At 27.0% G+C, this 24,975-nt stretch carries 25 protein-coding genes and 1 riboswitch; of the genes, 22 read left to right on the top strand and 3 right to left on the bottom strand.

Features of this window, described 5'->3' with window-relative positions; genetic code table 11:
- The first annotated feature begins 7 nt into the window (after positions 1-7).
- The 7 genes from Tmeso_RS05900 to Tmeso_RS05865 all read left to right on the top strand — a co-directional run bounded on the left by Tmeso_RS05900 (position 8) and on the right by Tmeso_RS05865 (position 6,062).
- Positions 8-724 carry a tRNA (adenine(22)-N(1))-methyltransferase gene (locus tag Tmeso_RS05900; RefSeq protein WP_099189194.1) on the top strand — a complete coding sequence of 239 codons (717 nt, stop codon included), beginning with the start codon at positions 8-10 and terminating at the stop codon, positions 722-724.
- The gene (locus tag Tmeso_RS05895) at positions 714-1,814 is read left to right on the top strand and encodes a Nif3-like dinuclear metal center hexameric protein (protein ID WP_099189193.1); all 1,101 of its coding nucleotides are present in this window, start codon (positions 714-716) and stop codon (positions 1,812-1,814) included. The genes Tmeso_RS05900 and Tmeso_RS05895 overlap by 11 nt, the downstream gene beginning before the upstream one ends.
- 64 nt (positions 1,815-1,878) lie before the next feature.
- On the top strand, positions 1,879-2,574 hold the full coding sequence (locus Tmeso_RS05890; protein WP_099189191.1) for a hypothetical protein: 696 nt from the start codon (positions 1,879-1,881) through the stop codon (positions 2,572-2,574).
- 489 nt (positions 2,575-3,063) lie between these two features.
- Positions 3,064-3,681, top strand: coding sequence for an acetate uptake transporter (locus Tmeso_RS05880; RefSeq protein ID WP_099189187.1), 618 nt, complete (start codon positions 3,064-3,066; stop codon positions 3,679-3,681).
- A 65-nt stretch (positions 3,682-3,746) separates the two neighbouring features.
- Positions 3,747-3,848, top strand: a riboswitch (purine riboswitch).
- A 115-nt stretch (positions 3,849-3,963) separates the two neighbouring features.
- Positions 3,964-5,382 (top strand): NCS2 family permease, encoded by a 1,419-nt coding sequence (locus Tmeso_RS05875; protein WP_099189185.1) that lies wholly within the window; start codon positions 3,964-3,966, stop codon positions 5,380-5,382.
- Between the two features lie 324 nt (positions 5,383-5,706).
- Positions 5,707-5,880 carry a DUF1427 family protein gene (locus Tmeso_RS05870; RefSeq protein WP_099189183.1) on the top strand — a complete coding sequence of 58 codons (174 nt, stop codon included), beginning with the start codon at positions 5,707-5,709 and terminating at the stop codon, positions 5,878-5,880.
- A 17-nt stretch (positions 5,881-5,897) separates the two neighbouring features.
- The gene (locus Tmeso_RS05865) at positions 5,898-6,062 is read left to right on the top strand and encodes a XapX domain-containing protein (RefSeq protein ID WP_099189182.1); all 165 of its coding nucleotides are present in this window, start codon (positions 5,898-5,900) and stop codon (positions 6,060-6,062) included.
- 38 nt (positions 6,063-6,100) lie between these two features.
- Here the strand turns inward: Tmeso_RS05865 and Tmeso_RS05860 are convergent, their stop codons facing one another.
- Positions 6,101-6,919: a peptidoglycan-binding domain-containing protein gene (locus Tmeso_RS05860; RefSeq protein ID WP_099189180.1), complete on the bottom strand. Its 819-nt coding sequence runs from the start codon at positions 6,917-6,919 to the stop codon at positions 6,101-6,103.
- A 190-nt stretch (positions 6,920-7,109) separates the two neighbouring features.
- Between Tmeso_RS05860 and Tmeso_RS05855 the strand changes: the two genes are divergently transcribed.
- The 4 genes from Tmeso_RS05855 to Tmeso_RS05840 all read left to right on the top strand — a co-directional run bounded on the left by Tmeso_RS05855 (position 7,110) and on the right by Tmeso_RS05840 (position 11,706).
- Positions 7,110-7,946, top strand: coding sequence for an aminotransferase class IV (locus Tmeso_RS05855; RefSeq protein WP_099189178.1), 837 nt, complete (start codon positions 7,110-7,112; stop codon positions 7,944-7,946).
- A gap of 196 nt (positions 7,947-8,142) precedes the next feature.
- Complete coding sequence (locus Tmeso_RS05850; protein WP_330400306.1) at positions 8,143-9,501, top strand: NCS2 family permease; 1,359 nt, start codon at positions 8,143-8,145, stop codon at positions 9,499-9,501.
- 176 nt (positions 9,502-9,677) lie between these two features.
- Positions 9,678-10,481 (top strand): ATP-dependent sacrificial sulfur transferase LarE, encoded by an 804-nt coding sequence (larE, locus tag Tmeso_RS05845; RefSeq protein WP_099189177.1) that lies wholly within the window; start codon positions 9,678-9,680, stop codon positions 10,479-10,481.
- A gap of 82 nt (positions 10,482-10,563) precedes the next feature.
- Complete coding sequence (locus Tmeso_RS05840) at positions 10,564-11,706, top strand: THUMP domain-containing class I SAM-dependent RNA methyltransferase (RefSeq protein WP_099189175.1); 1,143 nt, start codon at positions 10,564-10,566, stop codon at positions 11,704-11,706.
- A gap of 50 nt (positions 11,707-11,756) precedes the next feature.
- Here the strand turns inward: Tmeso_RS05840 and Tmeso_RS05835 are convergent, their stop codons facing one another.
- Positions 11,757-12,950 carry a dicarboxylate/amino acid:cation symporter gene (locus Tmeso_RS05835; RefSeq protein WP_099189173.1) on the bottom strand — a complete coding sequence of 398 codons (1,194 nt, stop codon included), beginning with the start codon at positions 12,948-12,950 and terminating at the stop codon, positions 11,757-11,759.
- A gap of 415 nt (positions 12,951-13,365) precedes the next feature.
- Between Tmeso_RS05835 and potA the strand changes: the two genes are divergently transcribed.
- From potA to tpx, 5 genes are all read left to right on the top strand, one after another.
- Positions 13,366-14,409 carry a spermidine/putrescine ABC transporter ATP-binding protein gene (gene potA / locus Tmeso_RS05830; RefSeq protein ID WP_099189171.1) on the top strand — a complete coding sequence of 348 codons (1,044 nt, stop codon included), beginning with the start codon at positions 13,366-13,368 and terminating at the stop codon, positions 14,407-14,409.
- 2 nt (positions 14,410-14,411) lie between these two features.
- Complete coding sequence (locus tag Tmeso_RS05825; RefSeq protein ID WP_099189169.1) at positions 14,412-15,248, top strand: ABC transporter permease; 837 nt, start codon at positions 14,412-14,414, stop codon at positions 15,246-15,248.
- Positions 15,242-16,012, top strand: a complete 771-nt coding sequence (locus Tmeso_RS05820; RefSeq protein WP_099189167.1) for an ABC transporter permease — start codon at positions 15,242-15,244, stop codon at positions 16,010-16,012. The genes Tmeso_RS05825 and Tmeso_RS05820 overlap by 7 nt, the downstream gene beginning before the upstream one ends.
- Before the next feature lie 15 nt (positions 16,013-16,027).
- A complete protein-coding gene (locus Tmeso_RS05815) occupies positions 16,028-17,083 on the top strand; it encodes an ABC transporter substrate-binding protein (RefSeq protein ID WP_099189166.1) in 1,056 nt (351 codons plus the stop codon).
- 128 nt (positions 17,084-17,211) lie between these two features.
- On the top strand, positions 17,212-17,721 hold the full coding sequence (gene tpx / locus Tmeso_RS05810) for a thiol peroxidase (protein ID WP_099189164.1): 510 nt from the start codon (positions 17,212-17,214) through the stop codon (positions 17,719-17,721).
- Between the two features lie 37 nt (positions 17,722-17,758).
- On the opposite strand, the gene Tmeso_RS05805 is transcribed toward tpx, so the two are convergent.
- Entirely contained in the window at positions 17,759-19,315 is a 1,557-nt protein-coding gene (locus Tmeso_RS05805; protein ID WP_099189162.1) for an ABC-F family ATP-binding cassette domain-containing protein, read from the bottom strand.
- Between the two features lie 253 nt (positions 19,316-19,568).
- Here Tmeso_RS05805 and Tmeso_RS05800 point away from each other — a divergent pair, with 253 nt between their 5' ends.
- The 6 genes from Tmeso_RS05800 (at position 19,569) to Tmeso_RS05775 (ending at position 24,941) form a co-directional block, all read left to right on the top strand.
- Positions 19,569-21,089, top strand: a complete 1,521-nt coding sequence (locus tag Tmeso_RS05800; RefSeq protein ID WP_099189160.1) for a SulP family inorganic anion transporter — start codon at positions 19,569-19,571, stop codon at positions 21,087-21,089.
- Between the two features lie 78 nt (positions 21,090-21,167).
- Positions 21,168-21,587: a DUF3785 family protein gene (locus tag Tmeso_RS05795; RefSeq protein WP_099189158.1), complete on the top strand. Its 420-nt coding sequence runs from the start codon at positions 21,168-21,170 to the stop codon at positions 21,585-21,587.
- 171 nt (positions 21,588-21,758) lie between these two features.
- Entirely contained in the window at positions 21,759-22,349 is a 591-nt protein-coding gene (locus tag Tmeso_RS05790; protein ID WP_187296244.1) for a DUF1836 domain-containing protein, read from the top strand.
- A 165-nt stretch (positions 22,350-22,514) separates the two neighbouring features.
- A complete protein-coding gene (locus Tmeso_RS05785; RefSeq protein WP_099189156.1) occupies positions 22,515-22,862 on the top strand; it encodes a cupin domain-containing protein in 348 nt (115 codons plus the stop codon).
- A gap of 91 nt (positions 22,863-22,953) precedes the next feature.
- On the top strand, positions 22,954-23,169 hold the full coding sequence (locus Tmeso_RS05780) for a hypothetical protein (RefSeq protein WP_099189155.1): 216 nt from the start codon (positions 22,954-22,956) through the stop codon (positions 23,167-23,169).
- Between the two features lie 98 nt (positions 23,170-23,267).
- A complete protein-coding gene (locus Tmeso_RS05775) occupies positions 23,268-24,941 on the top strand; it encodes a DUF2207 domain-containing protein (protein WP_099189153.1) in 1,674 nt (557 codons plus the stop codon).
- Positions 24,942-24,975: the final 34 nt, after the last annotated feature.

Raw genomic sequence — 24,975 nt, 5'->3', positions numbered from 1 at the left:
AAAAAAAATGAAATTAACTCCAAGATTAGAAGCAGTGGCTAATTTGGTTAGTGACGATGCAAGGATAGCAGATATAGGTACAGATCATGGTTATATACCTGTATATTTAATAAAAAAAAATAAAATAAAATATGCTATAGCAGCTGACGTTAATAAAGGACCATTAAATAATGCAAAAAAAGAAATTTCTTTAAATAATTTAGAACATAGAATAGAACTGAGATTGGGAAGCGGACTTAGTGTATTAACGGTAGGAGAAGTAGATGAAGTAGTAATAGCAGGTATGGGAGGGGTTTTAATAAGTCAATTAATAGAAACTGAGTTTGAGATAGCAAAAAAATTAGATAAGATGATATTGCAACCAATGCAAGCATCAGCTGAACTTAGAAGATATTTACATGAAAATGGATTTGTTATTGAAGAGGAAATTCTAGTTAAAGAAGACTTTAGAATCTATGAAATAATGGTAGTTAAATATGATGATAGAGAAATTTCTAAAGAACAAGAAAAAGAACAAGAAGAGGAAATTTATTATGAAGTTGGAAAAGGACTTTTAAGAAATAAAGATTGTTTGCTTTTAGAATTTATAGACAAAAAAATAAAAGAATATTATAATATAATTGGAAAATTAGAAGGAAAAGCAGGTGAAAAAATAGAATCTAGAATATATGAGTGTAAATCTAAAATCCAAAAGCTTGAGGAGTTGAGAAATCATGTACATTAAAGATATAATTAAAATATTTGAGAATAAATATCCTAAATCACTGTCTTATAATTGGGATAATGTGGGTTTAATTGTAGGAGATGAAATGTCTAAAGTAACAAAAATTCTTGTTACATTAGAAGCTACTCAAGCAGTTATAGATGAAGCTGTAGAAAAAAATGTAAATTTAATAATAACTCATCATCCGTTTATATTTAAAGGATTAAAAAAAATAAATACATCTACAACAAAAGGAAACGATATATATAAATTAATAAAAAATAATATAAGTTTATATTCAGCACATACTAATTTTGATATAGCTTATGATGGACTTAATGATGAAATAGTCAAACGATTAGATTTAAGGGATGTTCTTGTTTTAGATACTACATATAATCAAAAACTATATAAAATATCAGTATATGCTCCGTTATCTCATCAGGAATGTATAAGAAAAGCTATGGTAGATATGGGGTGTGGCAATATAGGAAATTATAGTGATTGCTCGTTTACTTTTAATGGTCTAGGGAGATTTAAACCTTTAAATAAATCTAATCCTTATATAGGAGTAAAAAACGAAATAGAGACTGTAGAAGAGGTAAAAATAGAAAGTATATGTGAAGAAAGTAACTTAAGTGATGCTATAAATAATATAATAAAAGCACATCCCTATGAAGAGGTTGCATATGATATATATGAATTGAAAAATGTAGGCAAACAATATGGACTTGGACGAATTGGAAATCTAGAAAATAATATTAAATTTAAGGAATTAGCAGAATGTGTAAAAGAATCATTAAATATAAAAGATTTAAAGGTTACAGGAAATTTAGAAGAATATGTAAATAAAATAGCAATAGTAAGTGGATCTGGATCTGAATTTATAAATAAGGCCCATAATATGGGAGCTGATGTCTTAATTACCGGAGATGTAAAATATCATGATGCTCAAAATGCTTTGGAATTAGGTATAAAGCTTATAGATGCGGGTCATTTTGGAAGTGAGAATATATTTTCGGATATAGTTGTACAATATTTACAAAATAAGTTTGAAAATATTGAAATATTAAAATCAAAATCTAATATAAATCCATTTATTACAATATAAGGAATAGTTTTGTCTATTCCTTATTTTAATATAAAAATAATTATAGTTAAACGGAGGTATTATTATGAATGAAATTATAAAATTGGATCAACAATACAATTTAGCAGATAAAATTAAAAATAAGATAACATATATTGAAAAGTATCCAAAATTATTAGAGATGAAAACTAAATTATCAAAAATAAATAATCTTGAAGAAAGGTGCATAAAAGAATTAGAGAATCTAAAAAAGACAAATATACTATTAGAAAAGAAATTAAAAAATAAGGAAGATGAATTAAAAAAGATAAATAAAGATTTATATAGTGGATTAATAAAAGATATAAAACTTCTTGAGAATATAAAAAATAAAGAAATACATTTAGAAGAATCAAAAGAAATAGTTGAGCAAGATTTAATTGGTAATATGGAAAAAATGGAGATATTAAATAACAAAATAGAAAAATGTAAAATTAAATCTATAGAATTAAAAGAAATTATTGAAAATTCAAATCGAAAAATAAATGAAAAACTAAATGAATATAGAAATAAATTATATATTAATTTAGAGGAGATAGAAAAATTAAGAAGTAAAGTAAATAGCGATGATTTGATTAAATATGATAATATTAAGATTAAATATAAAAATCCTTTAGTTAAAGTTGAAAAAGATATTTGTAGAGGGTGCAATGTAGAACTTTTTATGAATAAAATTAGTAAACTCGATAATAATGAAATTATTGAATGCGAAAATTGCGGAAGATTAATGTATAAATTATAAATATAATATGACTTTTTATTTCTAATAAAAAGTCATATTATATTTAATTGGAAACAGTCTAGATATCAGAGCTTATTCACCATATGATTAGATTTGATGGTTTAATGAGAATTTTTTATATAAATTTTAGGTATATATAAATTAATGTTATCTATTAAGATTATTAGATTGTATATATAGTCAGAATGCTCCTTTAAGTCATTAAATGGAAAGTCTATGCTTTTAATAATTTCATTTTTATCGAAAATATTCAATTTTTTTTCTTCAGAAATAATCTCAATAGATATATGTTTATTATATTGTAAAAGTTTAGATAGTTTATTCAATAAAATCACCTCTATAATAAATAGTATATAATGTATTATATACTATTTATTATAGAGGTGTAAAATAATGAAAAAATAATTAAAATGTTTTAAAACGTAAAAATTTGTGATAATATAATATTACGAAATTTATAGTATATTTTATTATTTTTAGGAGGTTTTTATGAATACTAATGAAACAAAAATTGTAAAAATTAGTAATGCAGATCCTTCGGCATTGGGATTATTTGGATTAGCTATGGTGACTCTTGTAGCATCATCTCAAAAGTTGGGTCTTACGCAAGGAGTATCATTTATAATACCTTGGGCAATATTTTTAGGAGCATTTGCGCAATTATTTGCTTGTATTAACGATTCAAAAAAAGGAAATGTTTTTGGAACAACTGCTTTTGGAGGCTATGCGTTTTTCTGGTTTGGAGTTGGAGCTTCGTGGCTTATTCAAAATGGAGTATTTGGAGAAAAATTAGCAGCTGGAGCGGATGTCAAGCAACTTGGATTTGCTTTTTTAGGATATTTAATATTTACTTTATTTATGACTATAGGAGCTATGGAAACACATAAAGTTTTATTTATAATATTCGTATTGATAGATTTCTTGTTTATAGGATTAACTTTAAGTACATTTGGGATAATGCCTGAACTTGCTCATGGAATTGCTGCAATTTCAGAAATACTTGTTTCAATAGTATCATTCTATGGTTCTGCTGCTTCTGTTTTAAATCTTCATTTTGGGAGAATATTTCTTCCTGTTGGTAAACCTTTTGGAATATTCAAAAAATAGATAATTTTATTATTTTAGATTTATTATTGACTTTATAAAAATAAAATGTTAATATCTTTGAATATAAAAATTAAAAATATGCCGTCCGTATAATTCTGATAATATGGCTCAGAAGTTTCTACGAGATACCGTAAATCTATCTCTCTATGGGTGATCCTAATAAAAAGCTAGCTTCAGATTACAAATTATCAGCTTTAATGTTATAAAAAAACCACAATTGGATTATCTCATAATCCAATTGTGGTTTTTTTATGGAGGTATATGAGAAGGAGATGACAATATATGAAATCTACAGTTCAAAAAAACACTAATATATTAGACGAATTTTTCGGACTAAGGGAAAATAAGACAAATATTAAAACAGAAATTTTAGCTGGATTTACGACTTTTATGACTATGGCTTATGCTCTTTTAGTAATCCCAAATCTTTTAAAGTTTTCAGGTATGAATGCCCCAGGCTTAAGAGGAGATGAAGCTGCTATGCTATCTATACTAAATGATCCTGTAATAGGATCTGCTTTTACAGGAACTTGTATAGTATCTGCAATTGGAACTCTAATAATGGCTCTATATGCTAATCTTCCATTTGCAGTAGCACCTGGAATAGGATTAACAGCATTTTTTTCATTTAGTGTATGCTTAAATCTAGGATATACATGGCAACAAGGATTAGCAGCAGTTATGATATCTGGAATATTATTCATTATAATAACAGCAACATCTATTAGAGAAAAGATTGTAGAATCTCTTCCTAATAACATAAAAACTGCAATAACCTCAGGAATTGGTCTTTTTATAACCTTAATAGGTTTAAAAGGAGGAGGTATTGTAGTCTCAGATCCAGGCACTTTGATTAAATTTGGAAATTTTACAGATAAAGCAGTAATATTGACTTTAGTAGGAATAATAATAATGGGAATATTGATGGCTAAGAATGTAAAAGGGGCTATGTTGATATCTATAATATTTACAACTATAATAGGTATACCTATGGGAATTACGAATATAGAGGGATTAAAGTTAATAACAGCCCCACCGTCAGTATCACATACTTTTATGGCTATGGATTTTAAGGGGTTATTAAATACTAGTGGAGCAGGAGTTATAGGCACTATTACAAGTATAATAATGGTAGTACTAACGTTTAGTCTAGTGGACTTATTCGATACAATAGGTACTCTAGTAGGAACAGCTCAAAAGGCTGATATGATTCAAGAGGACGGAAGCATTAAGAATATGAAAAAGGCACTTTTAGCAGATGCAATAGCAACAACTATTAGTTCTATATTTGGAGGTACTACTACAGCTACATATATAGAGTCTACTGCTGGAATAGCAGAAGGTGGAAGAACAGGACTAACATCCATGGTTGTAGGAATTTTATTTTTATGTTCATTATTTTTAGGTGGTATTGTAGGTATAGTACCATCACAGGCAACATCTCCCGCACTAATAATAATAGGTGTACTAATGATAGAATCTATAAAAGAAGTTGATTTTTCAGATTTAACAGAAGCAATACCTGCTTTTTTTACAATAGTTATCATGCCATTTACTTATAGCATAGCAAATGGTATCGCAGCTGGTGTAATATTTTATCCTATAATGAAATTAGGTACAGGAAAACATAAGGAAGTTCATCCTATAATGTATATATTATCTATATTGTTTATATTAAGGTTTATATTGTTACCTGAATAAAAAATTATAAATATTTAAATATAAAATAAAAGACTTAATCTATGCTGTATTTGAAGCTAAAGATTAAGTCTTTTATTTTATACAGATATTAAAGGAATTAAGTATATATAGTCAACAGCTATATATGAAATATTCTATATAATATAAATAAAAAAAATATTTAATATTGAAAAATATTATAAAAAAATATATAATTAATATGGAATCGGTAACATATAATATGAATTTAAGTTTCATTTTAAATCTTTAATTTATACAAATATTATAGATATTGAAATATACTAATTAATAAAATTAAAGTTATTTTATGAAAGGATGATATAAATGAATGATATTAAAGTAGTAATATTATCTTTATTAACAGGAATTATAACAGGAATTATATTTACAATTTTAAAATTCCCACTACCAGCACCGCCTAATATACAAGCTTTCATGGGAATATTTGGGGTTTGGTTTGGTGCATTTATAATAAAAAAAATACAAGATTGTAAATAAAGAGGGAGGTTTAAGTAATGGAGGACTTAATAATATCATTAAAAGCAACTTCGGCAGGAGTAGTGTTAGGAGCTATATGTCAAAAATTAAAATTACCTTTACCGGCACCTCCTGTTTTTGCAGGGTTAATGGGGATTTTAGGGGTTATAATTGGTGGTAAAATAGCTCAGTTTATATTTTAATAAATAAAATCCGGTATAGAAAAAATACCGGATTTTATTTATTTGCCTATATAGTTTTGAGCAATTTTTATGTTTTGCTGATGTACATTATCTATCCTGTTACTACTATGAGTTTTACTTCCTAAAAAATGTATATCAAATACTCCGTGCATGCCATTGTTTTTGATTGCATCTAAGTTAGTTCCAGGACCATAGTCATCACTTCTCCAAGTAGTGTAAGCTGTTGCAGGTGCATTATCATTTCCTGCGTGAGGCATACCAGCCATAGATGCTGGTAGTGATATTCCGTTATAGGTAACTATAACAGGGCGCTTACTCCAAGACCAGTTTCCTCCGAATATATTTTTGAATATAGATGTGTCATATCCACTTATGGTTTCTGCATCTATATGATTAGTACCATATGTTCTCTTGGCTTTAAAAGAGTTACCAGAATAGATATCTAGTATGTTAAATGTAGAATCTCTAGGTATTGCATACTGAATTTTTGAAAACCATGACCAATCAGATGAGGACGTTGATTGTCCTCTTGTTACAGAGGGACTAGTTTTATTATCTAATGAGTTTATTTTTTTTATGGTATTTTTTCCAGCTATACCATCTGCTAGTAAGTTGTTATCTCTTTGAAAATTTAAAACTGATTTTTTTGTTATGCTTCCATAATAACCTGTAGGGTTAGTATGAAAATATCCCAATTCTTTTAAGTTGCGTTGCAAAACCATAACATTTTGACTTTTTATTCCTACTTTAAGTAATAAGGAACTATTGATTTGAGTATAGGCATTAGTTACATCAATATGTAAGGGGTTGAACGCAATTCCCAAACTTAATATACTAGATATTATTATTTTTTTCATATTATTCCTCCTTTAATTTTATGTAATTTCCACATAATATAAATATAATATAAATGTCGAAAAAAGTCGAAGGAAATTAATGTAATTATTATCTTTAAAAATGATAATTTTAATTATAGTAATTAGTGTATAATTAAAATATCTGTTTAGTAGTTTCGATTATAATAAATTTTTGTAAGAGGTGTTTAAAATGATACAAATTGAAGGAAAATACTATATTTTAAATGGTGTAATAAATAATGTAGAAAAACAGATGAATTTTTCAGAAAATAGTAATGCAAGTATATATGAAGTAGTAAGAGTAATAAATGGGAAAATTTTATTTTTAGAACAACATCTTGAAAGGCTGTTTAAATCTGCTGAAATACTTGGATTTAAACTCAATGCATCTAAGTTGAGAATAGTGCAAGATATAAATATCCTAATAGGCAAGAATAATTGTAAGGATATTAATATAAAATTAATATTTTGCGACTTGGATAAAGAAGAACAAAAGTCAATGATATTTTGTATAAAAAGTTATTATCCAGATGAACAGATGTATGAAATGGGTATAAGTACAATAATATATCATTCTGAAAGAGAAAAGCCAAATGCTAAAGTGGGAAATAACGAATTGAGAGAAAAAATAAACAATGAACTCAAGGTCAAAAATGCTTTTGAAGCTTTGCTTGTAAATAAAGAAGGTCTAATAACAGAGGGAAGTAGATCAAATATGTTTTTTATTAAAGGAGAGTTTATATACACTGCTCCGCCTCAAAACGTATTATTAGGAGTTACTAGAAATATAGTAGTTGATATATGCAAAAGATTAGATATAAAAATAAAAGAAATTTGCATAAATGAAAATGATATATATTGCTTAGATGGTGCATTTATGACAGGTACTTCTGTTGATGTTTTGCCCATTAGAAATATAGAAAAATACAATTTAGATTCTGCCAATAATCCCATAATAAACAAAATAATCAAAGAATATGATAATAGTGTAAGCAAATACTTATGTAAAAATAAGGCTATCAATTGATAGCCTTGTTTTTATTAAGTATTTGCTAAATTGGTAAATATACCGATTTATTATTACAAAACAGTGAAGTTAATTAAAAAAAGTATTGACTAAAGTCAAAAAATCTATTATTATCTATATGCGAACGAACTATAAATTAATTAATTTATAGTTCGTAAAAAAAAGATAATTAGTTGTATTAAGAGGAGGAAGAATGATGCAAAAGACAAGCGATGTTGTATCTAAATCAAATATTGAGAGGATATTTAAATTAAGTGAAAATAATACTAATATAAAAACTGAAATAATAGCAGGTATTACAACTTTTATGACAATGGCATATATATTAATAGTAAATCCGGGCATATTATCTGCTACTGGAATGGATTTTGGAGCTTTATTTACAGCAACAGCTCTATCGTCTATTATTGCAACTCTTATAATGGCATTTCATGCAAACCTACCATTTGCTTTGGCTCCTGCTATGGGTCCAAATGCTTTTTTTGCGTTTACAGTAGTTTTAACTATGGGATATTCATGGGAATTTGCACTTACGGCTGTATTTTTAGAAGGTATTATATTTTTGATACTTACATTTTTTAATATTAGAGAAGCAATTTTAAATTCTATACCTATACAATTGAAAAAAGCTGTTTCTGTTGGAATAGGGCTATTTATAGCCTTCTTAGGTCTTGTAAACTCAGGTATAGTTATTAGTGGTAAATTTATAAATGATCAAGGACAGTTAGATGGACTTCCAGTAGCTATAGGAGACATATCGTCTGGTTCAGCTTTACTTGCTTTAATAGGATTAATTATAACAGGATTTTTATTATCTAAAAATATTAAAGGGGCTTTATTAATTGGTATAGTGATTACTACAATAATAGGTATTCCTATAGGAGAAACTGTTGTACCAGAAGGATTCAAAATTTTTAGTACACCGCCGTCTTTGTCTCCTATACTATTTAAATTTGAGTGGAATAATATATTTTCTGTAGATATGATTATTGTATTGTTTACATTTTTATTTGTAGATTTATTCGATACTGTTGGAACATTAGTAGGAGTTGCTACAAAAGCAGATATGTTAGATGAAAAAGGAAATGTACCTAATGCAAAGCAAGCCTTGTTAGCTGATGCTATAGGTACGACTGTAGGAGCTATGTTTGGAACAAGTACCGTATCAACTTTTGTAGAAAGCGCAGCTGGAGTTGCTGACGGAGGAAGAACTGGTCTTACAGCTTTATCTACAGCTATTATGTTTGTAATAGCATTGTTTCTGTCTCCCTTATTTATAATGATACCTTCGGCTGCAACAGCTCCTGCATTAATGCTTGTTGGACTGTTTATGATATCTCCTGTAAAAGAGATAGACTTTGATGATTTAACTGAAGCAATTCCTGCTTTTTTAACTATAATAATGATGCCACTTACATATAGTATATCTGAGGGGATTGTATTTGGAATATTAAGTTATGTTATACTAAAACTACTAAACGGAAAACAAAAGCAAATAGCACCTTTATTATACTTAATCTCATTGTTGTTTATAATAAAAATAATATTAGGATAAATACATAAAAAAAGTGTAGATGATTTCAAATACATCTACACTTTTTTTATGCAATAGAAAATATAGTCACAATGTATTCCTAGTAGAATATAAAAGCAATAATATTTTACAAAACAAATTAATATGATAAAATTAAAAATATATAACAAACAATACATAAACGAGGAGGAAGAATTTTGACAGCAATTGAAAAATTAGAAATCTTAAAAAATAATCTGAGGAAATTAAGCAATTTAACTGTAGCCTTTTCAGGAGGGGTTGACAGTACTTTTCTTTTAAAAGTAGCACAAGATGTCTTAAACGAAAAGGTATTGGCCGTAACGGTGAATGCATTTATTCACACTAATAAAGAAATTAAAGAATCTATAGAGTATGCTAATAAAATAAATGTTAAACACATTGTTCTAAATATAAATGATATAAATATTAAAGAATTTATAGACAATGTTCCAGAAAGATGTTATTTTTGCAAAAAAGATATCTTTACAAAAATAATAAAGGTTTCTAATGAAAATAACATAATTAATATAGCTGATGGAAGTAATGTTGACGATTTAAGCGATTTTAGACCGGGTATGAGGGCTTTAAAAGAATTAGGAATAATAAGCCCTTTAAAAGAAGCTGGTCTTACAAAACAGGAGATTAGAGACTTATCCAAGATGTTAAATATACCGACTTGGAATAAACCATCTTTTGCATGTCTTGCATCTAGAATTCCTTATAATCATAAAATAACTCAGCAAAAACTTAATATGATAGAGAAAAGCGAAGAATTTATTTGTGGATTAGGATTTAAACAGTTTAGAGTTAGGCATCATGGAGAAATAGCAAGAATAGAATTAAAACAAGATGAGATTTTAAAATTTTTAGAATCTGGATTATCAAATAAGGTTTGTGAGTATCTAAAGTCTTTAGGATTTAACTATGTAACTATAGATCTTTTGGGATATAGAACAGGAAGTATGAATGAAATCTTGTAAAATTAAATAGATATTCATATATAGTATATGATACAATTAGTTGGTAATTATATATAATAATATATACAGCAGGAGGAATATAATGAAAGATGTAACTTTAATAGCACCATGCTTCTTTGGAGTTGAAAAAATACTTAAAAGAGAAATTGAAAATTTAGGTTGTGAAATACAGAATGTAGAAGATGGAAGGGTTACTTTTAAAACAGATATTTACGGTATTTGTAAATCGAATTTATGGCTTAGAACAGCAGAAAGAGTATTATTAAAAGTTGGCGAATTTGAAGCTAGGAGCTTTGAAGAACTATTTCAAAATACTAAAAAATTACCTTGGTATAAATACATAAAAAAAGATGCTGTTTTTCCAGTGGCAAAAGCTTCTTCTATAAAATCTAAATTGTATAGTACTTCAGATATACAATCTATAGTAAAAAAAGCTATAGTTGAAAATTTAAAACAAGAATATAAAGTTAATTGGTTTGATGAAAATAGTGATGAAAAGTATCCTATATATGTATTTATACATAAGGATAAAGTTACTATATCAATAGATACATGTGGTCAAGCTCTTCATAAAAGAGGATATAGAGAAAAGGCTAGTAAAGCACCTATTAGGGAAACTTTAGCTGCTGCTCTTGTCTCATTGACCCCTTGGAAACAAGATAGAGTATTAGTAGATCCATTTTGTGGTTCGGGAACTATTTTAATAGAAGCAGCAATGATGGGTCTTAATATGGCTCCAGGACTTAATAGAGAATTTTTATCAGAAAATTGGAGTTTGTTAGATAAAAAACTATGGTGGAAAGCTAGAAAAGAAGCTTTTGATATGATGAAAACTGATATTAATTTTAAAATATATGGATATGACATAGATGATGATGTTCTTGAAATAGCAAAAGAAAACGCTAGGCTTGCAGATGTCGACAAGTACATTGAGTTCAAAAAACAGGATGCTAGAGATTTAGAAAGTGAATATGAGTATGGATTTGTAATTACTAATCCTCCATATGGAGAAAGATTAGAGGATAAAGAAAGTGTAAAAAAATTATACAAAGAAATATCTCTTCCTTTTAATAAATTGGATACATGGTCATTTTACATAATAACGGCGTATAATGAATTTGAAAATGAATTTGGAAGAAAAGCTAATAAAAAGAGAAAATTATATAATGGTATGTTAAGAAGTGATCTATATCAATACTTTGGACCTAAACCCTTGAAAAAGTAAGTATAAAAAAAAGTAGTTATTAAAATTTAATAACTACTTTTTTTGCTTGTCTAAGCTGCTTGCTTATTCTTATTTTTAGAAAGTTTATAACCTGATATTTTGTTAACCATGATAGCTATAGCTCCATCACCGGTTACATTACAAGCAGTTCCGAAACTATCTTGAGCAAGATATAGTGCTATCATTAAAGATATTAAAGTTTGATCAAAACCAAGCATAGTCTTCAAAAGACCAAGTGCAGCCATAACAGCTCCCCCAGGAACTCCAGGGGCTGCAACCATAGTAACACCTAACATTAATATAAACCCAAATATAGAGTTAAAAGTAACTGTCATTCCATTTAACATCATAACTGCCATAGAACAACTTACAAGAGTTATTGTACTTCCTGATAAATGTATAGTTGCACAAAGAGGAACAACGAATTCAGCAACACCATCATTAACTCCATTTTTCTTAGTTTGTTCAAGTGTAACAGGTATACTAGCAGCTGAAGATTGAGTTCCTATAGCTGTAAAATAAGCTGGAATCATATTTTTAACTAAAACAAATGGATTTGCTCCAGCTAATGTACCAGCTATAAAATATTGTACAATTATCATAGTAAAATGTAAAAGTAGTATAAGAGCAAATACTTTTGCAAATACAGACATTATAGTAGCTACTTGACCAGCATATGTCATATTAGCAAATATACCTGCTATATGGAAAGGTAATAAAGGAATGACTATATTAGATATTAAACCTTCAACAATTCCTTGGAATTCCTTCATAAATTTCTTTATAGTATCGCCTTCAGTTGCTGCAATACCTAAACCTAAAGTAAATGCAATTAAAAGTGCAGTCATAACACCCATTATAGGTGGCATATCTACTTGGAAAAATCCTTTTACTAAAGAATGTTCTGGATTATCCGCATTAACTAAATTCATGCTACCAGGAGTTAATAAGTAAGGGAACACAATGCTATTGGTAAAAAATGCTAAAGAACCAGCTACCACTGTAGAAATATAAGCTATTCCTGCTGTAATACCAAGTATTTTTCCAGCTCCTTTACCTAAATCACCAATACCTGGAGCTACGAAACCTATTATTATAAGTGGAATCGCAAATCCTAAAAAGTTACCAAATATTCCATTGAATGTAGCTAATAGTTTTACTAAAAACTCATTATGGATAGAACCTACACCGATACCTAGGATGATAGCGATGATAAGTTTAGGTAATAAACCTAATTTTTTCATAAAAATTTCCTCCTCTTTTAAATAAAGTTATTATATAAATATAATCATTCCTATTTCGACATGATTATAACATGAAAACAGTTTCCTTAACAATGAAAAAGATAAAAGAAATAAAATTCTGAATTTTATTCAAAAAAAACAAACTTAAAAAAGACGAATTTATTCAATTTTCAGAGTTCACAGAAAATAATTGCGATAAAAATTTCATTTTTATGATATTTTTATATACTTTTTAAATGATAAATTAGGAATAATATCTAGATATTATTCCTAATTTAGGTTGACAAAACTTAACAAAAGTTTTAAAATTATAACCTGAGTTTATTTTTAGGAAACAAAAAGTTTACTATGAATAAATATGAGACAATATATAAATTGAGTAATGCTTACTTTAGAGTTAAGGAGGAGTTTATTGTTGAATAAGAACATAATAGAACTTAAAAATATCAATAAAAGATATGAAGATAAAGAGGTTCTTCATGATATAAATTTAAGCATACAACCTAAAGAATTTGTAACTTTATTAGGGCCTAGCGGTTGTGGTAAAACGACAACATTGAGAATAATAGGAGGTTTCGAAAATGAAACCCACGGAGAGGTTTATTTTGAAGGAGATAAAATAAACAATGTCCCTCCATATAAAAGACAAATAAATACTGTATTCCAAAAATATGCATTATTTCCACATATGAATATTTTTGAAAATATAGCCTTTGGATTAAAAATCAAAAAACTAAGTAAAGACGAAATAGATAAAAAAGTAAAACGCATGCTTAAACTTGTAAATTTAGAAGGTTTTCAAAATAGAAGCATTGATTCGCTAAGCGGAGGTCAACAACAAAGAATAGCAATAGCTAGAGCTTTAGTATGCGAACCTAAGGTACTTCTTTTAGATGAACCTCTTGGAGCACTAGATTTAAAACTGAGAAAAGAAATGCAACTAGAACTTAAAAACATGCAACAGCAATTAGGCATAACTTTTATATATGTAACACATGATCAAGAAGAAGCTCTTACTATGTCGGATAGAATCGTTGTAATGAGTGAAGGTGAAATTCAGCAAATAGGATTACCTGAAGATATATATAATGAACCTAAAAATAGGTTTGTGGCAGACTTTATTGGGGAAAGTAATATTATAGAAGCTATTATGATTGATGATTATAAAGTGAATATAAAGGATACTGTATTTAAATGTTTAGATAAAGGTTTTGATAAAAATGAGGAAGTTGATGTAGTAGTAAGACCAGAAGATATACAAATAACAGATATAGAACATGGAATGCTTAAGGGAACAGTAAAAACCGTTGTATTTAAAGGAGTGCATTACGAAATAATAGTAAATGATGAAAAAAATATAAATTGGATGGTGCACACCATACATATGTCAAAAATCGGAGATAATGTGGGACTTGTTATAGAACCAGATTCAATCCATGTAATGAAAAGGAGAGGATAGATATGAAAAAAAAATGCCTTTCTATCCCTTATGGAATATGGGCAATCATATTCACAATTGTTCCACTGTTATTAATCGGAGTATATAGTTTTTGTTCAAGATCTACTTATGGTCAAATAGTTTATACTTTTACATTAGAAAATTATATAAAATTTATGGAGCCTATATATATAAATGTACTTATAAACTCTTTGATGCTTGCACTAAAAAGTACACTTATATGTTTTATATTAGGATATCCTATGGCTTATATACTATCTAGATCAGATATTAAAAAAAGAAACCTTATGATGTTATTATTTGTATTACCACTTTGGACTAATACTTTGTTGAGGACTTATGCTTGGATGGGAATATTAAGAGAACAAGGTATTATAAATCAACTTTTAATGTTTCTTAATATAATAGACACTCCTTTAAAACTGCTTTATACGGATACTGCAGTTTTATTAGGCATGGTATATAATTTTTTACCATTTATGGTACTTCCTATATATTCAGTTTTATCTAAAATTGAGCATAGCTTAATAGAAGCATCATCCGATTTGGGTGCAACAACTTTTTATACATTTAAAAAAGTTATTTTTCCACTTAGCCTTCCCGGAGTTGTATCTGGAATAACCATGGTATTTATGCCTTGCGTAAGTACTTTTGTAATATCAGACTTATTGGGAGGCGGGCAGTCTATACTTCTTGGAAATCTTATTCAAAACCAATTTTTAGTAGCTAGAAATTGGCAATTTGGTTCAGCTATTTCTATGATTATGATGTTTATAATAATTATAAGTATGAAAATCTTAGGAAATAAAGACAGAGAAGACGGAGGGAAATTATGGTAAAAAATATTATAAAAAAATCTTATTCATTGTTGATATATTTATTTTTATACCTACCTATATTCCTTCTTATAATGTATTCATTTAATGATTCTAAATATAGAGGAAATTGGAATGGATTTACTTTAAGATGGTATAAAGAGTTATTTAATGATACATCTATAATGGAATCTCTATATTATACATTTATAATTGCTGCATTAGCTTCAGTAATAGCCACTATAATAGGAACTATTACTGCTCTTGCAATAAATAAAATGAGACCTAGGAGCAAAACTGCTTTTTTAAATATAACTTATATACCTGTTGTTAATCCTGATATAGTTATAGGCGTTTCTCTACTTGCCCTATTTACATGGTTAAAAATGACGTTGGGATTGACCACTATTTTAATAGCTCATATATCATTTACGATACCTTATGTTGTTTTATCTGTATTACCTAAGCTAAAACAACTAAATCCTCATCTTGAGGAAGCTGCGCTTGATTTAGGAGCTTCACCATTATACGCTTTTTTTAAAGTGGTACTTCCTGAAATAGTACCTGGAATTGTAACTGGAGCTTTATTTGCGTTTACATTATCGCTAGATGATTTTATAGTCAGCTTTTTCACAACAGGTTCAGGCGTAAGTACATTGTCTATAAAAATATATTCTATGACAAAAAGAGGTGTAAGTCCTAAAATTAATGCATTATCTACATTGATGTTTTTAGGTGTATTAATATTATTATTAATAATAGAAAAAAGAACAAAAAAATCTAAATAAAAAGGAGTGCTTTTATTGAAAAAAATATTTAGCTTTTTAATCTGCCTCACTTTAGTTTTTGCTCTTTCTGGATGTTCAGGAAAAGATGGATTAACAAAAGACGGATATTACAACAAATTAAATGTATACAACTGGGGAGATTATATAGACCCTCAAGTATTAAAAGATTTTGAAAAAGAGTATGGAATAAAAGTTAATTATGAGGAATATGGAAACAATGAAGAAATGCTTGCAAAAATACAAGCAGGTGGAACAGATTATGATGTAATATTTCCATCTGAGTATATGATAGAAGCTATGAGAAATCAAAATCTATTACAAGAATTGAATATGAACAACTTAAGCAATTTTCAAAATATAGGTGAAGAATTTAAAAATTTAGATTATGACAAAGAAAATAAATATTCTGTTCCATATTTTTGGGGAACTATGGGAATCGTTTATAATACTAAAAAAGTCGATACTAAAATAGATAGCTGGAATGCATTGTGGGATGCTAAATATAAAGGAGATATTTTAATGCTTAATAGTTCTAGAGATACTATTGGTATTACTCTTAAAAAATTAGGATATTCTTTAAATACCAGAAATTTAGATGAACTAGAAAGTGCAAAAAAAGCTTTAATGGAACAAAAGAGTTTAGTAAAAGCTTATGAAGTTGACACATATAAAGATATGATGATTGCAGGAGAAGGTGCCATGGCTCTTACTTGGTCTGGAGATGCAATGATGCTGATAGAAGAAAATCCTGATTTAGCATATGCTATTCCAAAAGAAGGAACTAATTTATGGTTCGATGGTATGGCCATACCTGTTACTAGTAAACATAAAAAAGAAGCTGAGTTATTTATAGATTACATGATGAGACCAGATGTTTCTGCTAAATGTGCAGAATATGTTGGATATTCAACACCTAATAAAGAAGCTATAAAACTTTTATCTGAAGAAGTTAGAGAAAATGAATTAGCATATCCTAAAGGTGATGTTCTTGAAAATGGAGAAGTATTTATTGATTTAGGCGAATTCACAACAGAATACGATAGAGTTTGGACAGAAATAAAATCTTATTAAAAAAAGAGAGCCTTAGAATCGATTCTAATGGCTCTCTTTTTTAATAACATTAATAATAGTATGTTTATATTAATAATTGTAGGGTAACTATATAATATGAAATAAAAATTTAGGAGGTTTTATTAATTATGAATAAAAGAACAGGAATTATAACTATGGGTTCAAACCCTATGACACTTGTAGGAAATGAAATTAAAATTGGAGATAAAGGATTTAATTTTACAGCTTTTAATAATGATTTGACTCCATTTGAATTAAGTGATATAAAATCTAAAGTTAAAATTATAAGCGTAGTTCCATCTATAGATACAGGTGTATGCGAACTTCAGACAATAAGATTTAATGAAGAAGCATCTGAATTAAAAAATACATCAATAATAACTATAAGTGTAGATTTACCATTTGCTCAAAGTAGATTTTGTGCAAATAAGGGAATAGAACAATCTATAACCGTATCAGACTATAAAGATTTATCATTTGGGCTGAACTATGGATTTGTAATTGAAGAACTTAGATTATTAGCCAGAGGAATTGTTGTTTTAGATGAAAATAATGTAGTAAAACATGTAGAATATGTATCTGAAGTAACTAATCATCCAGATTATGATAAAGCAATTGAAATTGCTAAAAATATATAATAAAAAAATCCGCTTAAGCGGATTTTTTTATTATATATTAAACTATCTTAGTAGTCCAATCTTCACAATTCCATACATCAGTTACAATATCTCTATAAAAATCAGGTTCGTGGCATATAAGCAGTATACTTCCTTTGAATTCTTTTAAAGCTCTTTTAAGCTCTTCTTTAGCTTCTACATCAAGATGGTTTGTAGGCTCGTCTAACAACAATATATTAGTGTTAGTATTGATAAGCTTACAAAGTCTTACTTTTGCTTGTTCTCCACCACTTAAAACTTTAACTTTACTTTCTATATGTTTTGTAGTAAGACCACATTTAGCAAGTGCTGCACGAACTTCATACTGAGTAAGTGAAGGGAATTTTTGCCAAACCTCTTCTATACATGTATTATTGTTGCCATCTTTTATTTCTTGTTCAAAATAACCTATATTTTGCTCGTATCCAAGTTCTACAGTTCCGGATAGAGGTTGTATCAGTCCTAATATACTTTTTAACAAAGTTGTTTTACCAATTCCATTAGCACCTACTAAAGCTATTTTTTCTCCTCTTTCCATTTTGATATTAAGAGGTCTTGTTAATGGTTCCTCATATCCAATTACAAAATTTTTGGTTTCGAATATCAATCTACCAGAAGCTTTAGCTTGTTTAAAATTGAATTCTGGTTTTACACGTTCTTGTGGTAATTCAATTCTATCCATCTTATCTAATTTTTTTTGTCTAGACATAGCCATATTTCTTGTTGAAATTCTAGCTTTATTTCTAGCTACAAAATCTTCAAGTTCAGCTATTTCTTGTTGCTGTCTTTTATATTCTGCCTCAAGTTGGCGTTTTTTAGCTTCATATATTTGGATGAAATTATCATAATCTCCCACATAACGATTGAGTTCTTGGTTTTCCATATGATATATTAGATTGATAACGCTGTTTATAAATGGTATATCATGAGATATAAGTATAAAAGCGTTTTCATAGTTTTGTAAATATCTTTTCAACCATTCTATGTGCTGCTCATCTAAATGATTAGTAGGCTCATCTAATAATAAAATATCTGGTTTTTCTAATAATAATTTTGCAAGTAATATTTTTGCTCTTTGACCTCCACTTAAATCGTTTACATCTTTATCTAATCCTATTTCTGTAAGACCTAAACCTTTTGCAACCTCTTCAATTTTTGCATCTATAACATAAAAATCATTATTAGTTAATATATCTTGAATAGTGCCTACATTTTCAAGCATATCTTCTAGCTCTTCTGGTGTTGCTTCACCCATTTTATCATATGTTGAATTGATTTCTGCTTCTAAGTCAAAAAGATACTTAAATGCATCTTTTAATACATCTCTTATAGTCCTTCCTTTTTCCAAATACGTATGTTGATCTAAATAACCAACTCTTACACGTTTTGCCCATTCTATTTTACCTTCATCTGGCTCTATTTTGCTTGTTATTATATTCATGAAAGTAGATTTACCTTCTCCATTTGCACCTATAAGTGCTATATGCTCTCCTGGTAAAAGTCTGAATGATACATTGTTAAATATAGCTCTATCTCCAAAACCATGACTTAAATTTCTTACAGTTAATATACTCATTATAAAATCTCCTTTAGTAAAGTTTTAAAAAATAACACAATTAAAATTATATAATAGAGTGAGTTTTTTTGGAATACAAAATTTATGTATTTTCAAATATATATTAATGTAATTTTATAAATCTAAATTTTAAGAATATAAAATCCGTATTTGAAGATTCGGAAAAATTAAATTTAAATCTTTGTTATAGATTTAATTTAAAAAGCATGATATTATTAATTTTTGCGACAAAAAATAGAAGGAGGGTGTATCTTTGAAAAACAATAAAACAATCAATTTAAAAGACGAAGTACTATCGGGACTTACAGTAGCATTAGCACTTGTACCAGAAGCTATAGCATTTGCATTTGTTGCCGGAGTTCAACCATTAACTGGGTTATACGCAGCATTTATAGTAGGTTTTATAACTTCTATTTTCGGAGGAAGACCGGGAATGATATCAGGAGCTACTGGTGCTTTAGCTGTGGTTATAGTTGATCTTGTGAGTGAACATGGAGTAGAATATTTATTTATAACAGTAGTTTTAATGGGAATTATACAAATACTTGTAGGATTATGTAAGTTGGGTAAATTTGTAAGGTTTATACCTCACACTGTAATGATAGGCTTTGTAAATGGATTAGCTATGGTTATAGGTATAGCTCAATTTAATCAATTTAAATTTATTGATGAAAGTGGAAATATGTATTGGATGCAAGGTAAAGAATTGATTTTAATGGTAGGATTAGTAGTTTTAACTATGGCAATCATATATATTATACCTAAGATTACTAAAATAATACCAGCGCCATTGGCAGGAATAGTGTTTGTTTCATTAATAGTTAATGTATTGGGAATAGAGGTTAAAACCGTAGGCGATATAGCTCATGTAGGTGGTGTTTTACCAAAGTTCCATGTACCTAATATACCTTTAAATATTGAAACTATAGAAATAATATTTCCATATGCATTAATCCTTGCATCTATAGGACTAATAGAATCACTTATGACATTAACTCTTATAGATGAAATTACACAAACTAGAGGTAGAGGCAACAAAGAATGTGTTGGACAAGGAATAGCTAACATAATAACTGGGTTCTTCGGTGGAATGGGTGGCTGTGCAATGATAGGTCAAAGTATGATAAATATAAAATCGGGTGGTAGAAATAGATTATCAGGTATATCAGCTTCTTTATTCTTACTAGGATTTATACTATTTGGATCAAGTTTAATCGAAAGAATTCCAATGGCTGCACTAACAGGAGTAATGTTCATGGTAGTAATTGCTACATTCGAATGGTCTAGCTTTGAAATAATGAGAAATATCCCAAAATCAGATGCTTTTGTTATAATATTAGTTTCTGTAGTTACTGTATTTACAGATCTAGCTATTGCTGTTGGATTAGGAGTAATTGTATCATCACTTGTCTTTGCATGGGAAAAAGGGAAAAGAATAGATGTAGATTCATATATAGATACATGTGGGTCGAAAGTTTATAAAATACGAGGGGCTGTATTCTTTGCTTCTGCTAGAAATTTTTCTGACTCATTTGATATAAAAAATGATCCTGAAGATGTTATTATAGATTTTGCAAATGCAAGAGTATTTGATCATTCTGGAATTGAAAGTATAAATGCATTAACAGAAAAATATAAATCAGAAGGAAAAACGCTTCATTTGAAACATTTAAGTGTAGAATGCTATCAATTTATTAAGGATGCAGAAAAAATACTAGAGGTTAATATAATAGAAGATCCTAAATATCATATTGCTATAGATAACTTAGCTTAAAGTTATAATTGATATATATTGATAATCAGTTACTTATATGAGATACTTAACATATTATTGATTTAAAGGAGTTAAAATATGGGAAAATATACATTCAAATTTGATGAAAATCTATACAGTATAGATATTTCTAATTGTCTAGATTATGAAAATATTAAAAACAATTTACCCCTTGGACTTACTCATGAAGAAATAATCCATTTATTAAAACAGCAAAAGAATATAGAATTTGATGTAAGTTATTACGATCAAGCTTGCCAAAATTGCTTAAATGGAGTAGCAGAAAAATCTAAATACTTCAAATTTCTTGAATATTATTTTTATGCATTTACTAAAAATAATAAATATGTAATGAGTAATATCTCTGAAGAATATGCAAATACATCTTTTAATAAAATGTTGAAAAATAGAATTGTAGATAATAGTTATATAATCAGCATTATAGTATGTATTAAATGCGGAAAGTATAGTATTGAAATAGAAGAATGTGAATGTTAGTAACAGAAAATTATATAATTTACCTATAAATAAAAAAATCTAATTGAGATTAATAATTTGGGATTATTAATCTATAATTAGATTTTTTTTAATAATAAAACTTTTTGAATTTCATATACATATGTTGATATATAGTTTTGAATACTATATTATATAAGAGAGGTGATTTAAATGATAGATGAAACTGAATTAATTAAACTCATAAAAGAATTATGTTTAGGAGATAAAGTAGAACTAAAAGATATACCCGATTTAAATTTGTATATGGACCAAGTGACAAATTTTATAGATGAAAGATTGTCGAATTTAAAAAGAAATGATTATGATAAAATATTAACCAAAACAATGATTAATAATTATACAAAACAAGGATTGTTAATGCCATCTAATAATAAAAAATATAGCAAACAACATATAATACTAATGATTTTGGTATATTATCTAAAACAAGTATTATCTTTAGATGATATAAAACTATTATTTGAGCCTATACTTAAAGATATGACAAATACAGAAGATGATGTACTGTCTTTAGATGATATATATTCAATTTTTTTAGAATTAAAAGATAACGAGACTCAAGATTTTGAAAATTTTATATCTTCAAATATAAGATCTATAAAGGAAAAAACGAATGATATCGAAAAAGAGAACCAAGATTTATCACAGTTATTTTTAATTGTAATAATGCTAGTTGCACAGGCAAATGCGCAAAAAAGGCTAGCTGAAAAAATAATAGATATTCATTTTAAAAATAAATAAAAAATATTTTAATAAGAAATGGACGATTAGTAAAAGATAATAATATAAGTTTAAAAAACATAAAAATTAACAACACAAAAGTAACATATGTTACTTAATAGATACAACCTTTATTTTATAATGTAAATAATAAAAATAAATTTTATAATGGAAAGGGGAAATAAAATGAATAAGCATTTTATAAAAAACATAGATTTTTCAAAACCAATTGATACAACATCACTAGTTGAATACCAGAAGGGAACTGTTATTAGTAAGACTTTGAGTCAAAATAAGTATGTAAATATAACTTTATTTGCTTTTGATAAAGATGAAGAAATAAGTACCCATAAATCTGAAGGCGATGCCATGGTATCTATTTTAGATGGAGAGGCTATGATTACAATAGGTGAAGAAAGCTTTAAAGTTAAAAAAGGTGAAACTATAGTTATGCCTGCTAATATAAATCATTCTTTACTAGCAATAGAGAGATTTAAAATGATATTAACAGTACTATTTGATGTCGAAAAATAAAATTTTATTTTACATGTTTTAAATTTTATTTTTTAGCAAATACTCTGAATGTAGATTGTAAAAGATTGATTTAAGGAGTGTTTGTAATATAATGAAGAATGAATATTTTAAAAAAAGGTTCTTATTGTTCAATTCTATATCTAATAAGTTAGATTCTATATATTTTTATGATGAACAAAAGTTTAATCAAATAAAAGATTTATTAGATTCATATATACATGAATACGAAGAGCCTGAATGCTGCTTAATCAAAAAATTTTATTTAATTAAAGATTGTATTAAAGATTCAGCACAAAAACATAAATAACTATTAAAATTAAAAAGACTTAGAATCTAAAAAGATTCTAAGTCTTTTTAATTTTAATAAAAATACCTATCAAATATAGTTTATAATATAGATTAGAGGTGATTAAAATAAGAAAAAAAATCAATTTAATAGCGCTAATAATATTTGCTTTTTTAATAAAACCTGTATTTTCACAAGAAAATTATTCTATTGAAAATTTAAGAATGTATATAAATGTAGATGCTAAAGGTGATGCTCATATTATAGAGAATATAACATATAAATTCCATTCTCAATCTGAGGGAGTAACAAGAAGTCTGTATTTAGGAGATGATACTAAATTAGATAATTTAAGAGCATATGAATTATATCCTAATAAAAAACAATTACAATTAGATTTATTCAATAATAATTACAATTTAGATTTTAGAGTCTATAACAAATCTAATGTTGAAACTAAAATATATAAAATAGAATATGATTTAGAAGATTTTATTATCAGACATAATGGTGGTGATGAATTAAAATTTAAAATTTTCGATATTGATAATAGTTCACCTGTAGAAAAATTAACCATATCTATATATTTTGCCGATAGTAAAAGATACAAAAATATTAAAGCTTTTCAACATGGATATCTGTATAAAAATATACATATTGAAAGAAATAAAGTTAGTTATAATATAGAAAACTTTCCACAGAATATGAAATTAGAATTAGCAATATTTTTAGAACAAGATATACCTGTATATACTATTGAAGAGAATAATGAGTACTTATTATATGAAAAACTAGTGAATGAACAACTTAATATTGAAAAAATATATAAAAACACAATATCTAGGATTGATAAAATTAACATATTATCTATTTCTATATTAATTATAGAGTTTTTTTATGTAATCGTTTTATTTTTTGATAGACTGCTTTTTCAAAAAGGTAAACTACCTAGAAATTATAATTTAAAGTTACCAGAAGATTGTACGCCAGCAATTATGATTAGCATAATGAAATATAAAAAAATAACAAGTAGAGATTTTCTTATAACTATACTTGACTTGATAAGAAAAGGATATATCTCAGAAATGAATGATGAAATTAATAAAAAATACAAATTATTATTAACAAATAAAAGCGATGAAAATTTGAAAATACATGAAAAGTATTTATTAAACTGGTTATTTTGTTTTAGTGAAAATGATAAAATCGTTTGTTTAGATGATATAAAAAAATATAATCAAGATGAAAAAAAATTTCTAGAATTTAAGAGGTTTTATAATACTTGGAAAAGAAAAGTATATGAAGAGTGTAAGAATTATGGATATCTAAAAAAAAATAAAGTAATAAAACTTTTATTATATTTATATTCATATTTTAAAATTTTATTGGGAGTTTTTTTTATATTTGAATATTCTCCATACCTTCATATTTTATCTATCACTCTTATTATATCTGGGCTTATAAATAATATATATATTATTAAATCTAAATTAACAAGATTAGGATATAAAGAGCGAAAAAAATGGATTAGCTTTAAAAAATTTATAATTAACTTTAAAAATACTAAAGCTTTAAATTCGGATAACGCAAAAATTTGGGAATCTTACATTATTTATAGTATATCTTTAAGTGTACAAAAAGAACTATTATACAAACTTAGAAATAATAAAGAAATAATAAATCTTATATATTTAAATAAATCTAACGATAAAAATTTTATACAATTAATAAACAGAGCTTTTAGAACTAATGAATTAGATTACATTTTCATATTTAAAAAAAGTAATAAATGACATGTTATACTAGAAAATTAATAATTAAATGATA

This window comes from Tepidibacter mesophilus, from assembly GCF_002724055.1.
GTDB classification, from domain to species: domain Bacteria; phylum Bacillota; class Clostridia; order Peptostreptococcales; family Peptostreptococcaceae; genus Tepidibacter_A; species Tepidibacter_A mesophilus.
This window is presented reverse-complemented; position numbering and strand designations above follow the sequence as displayed.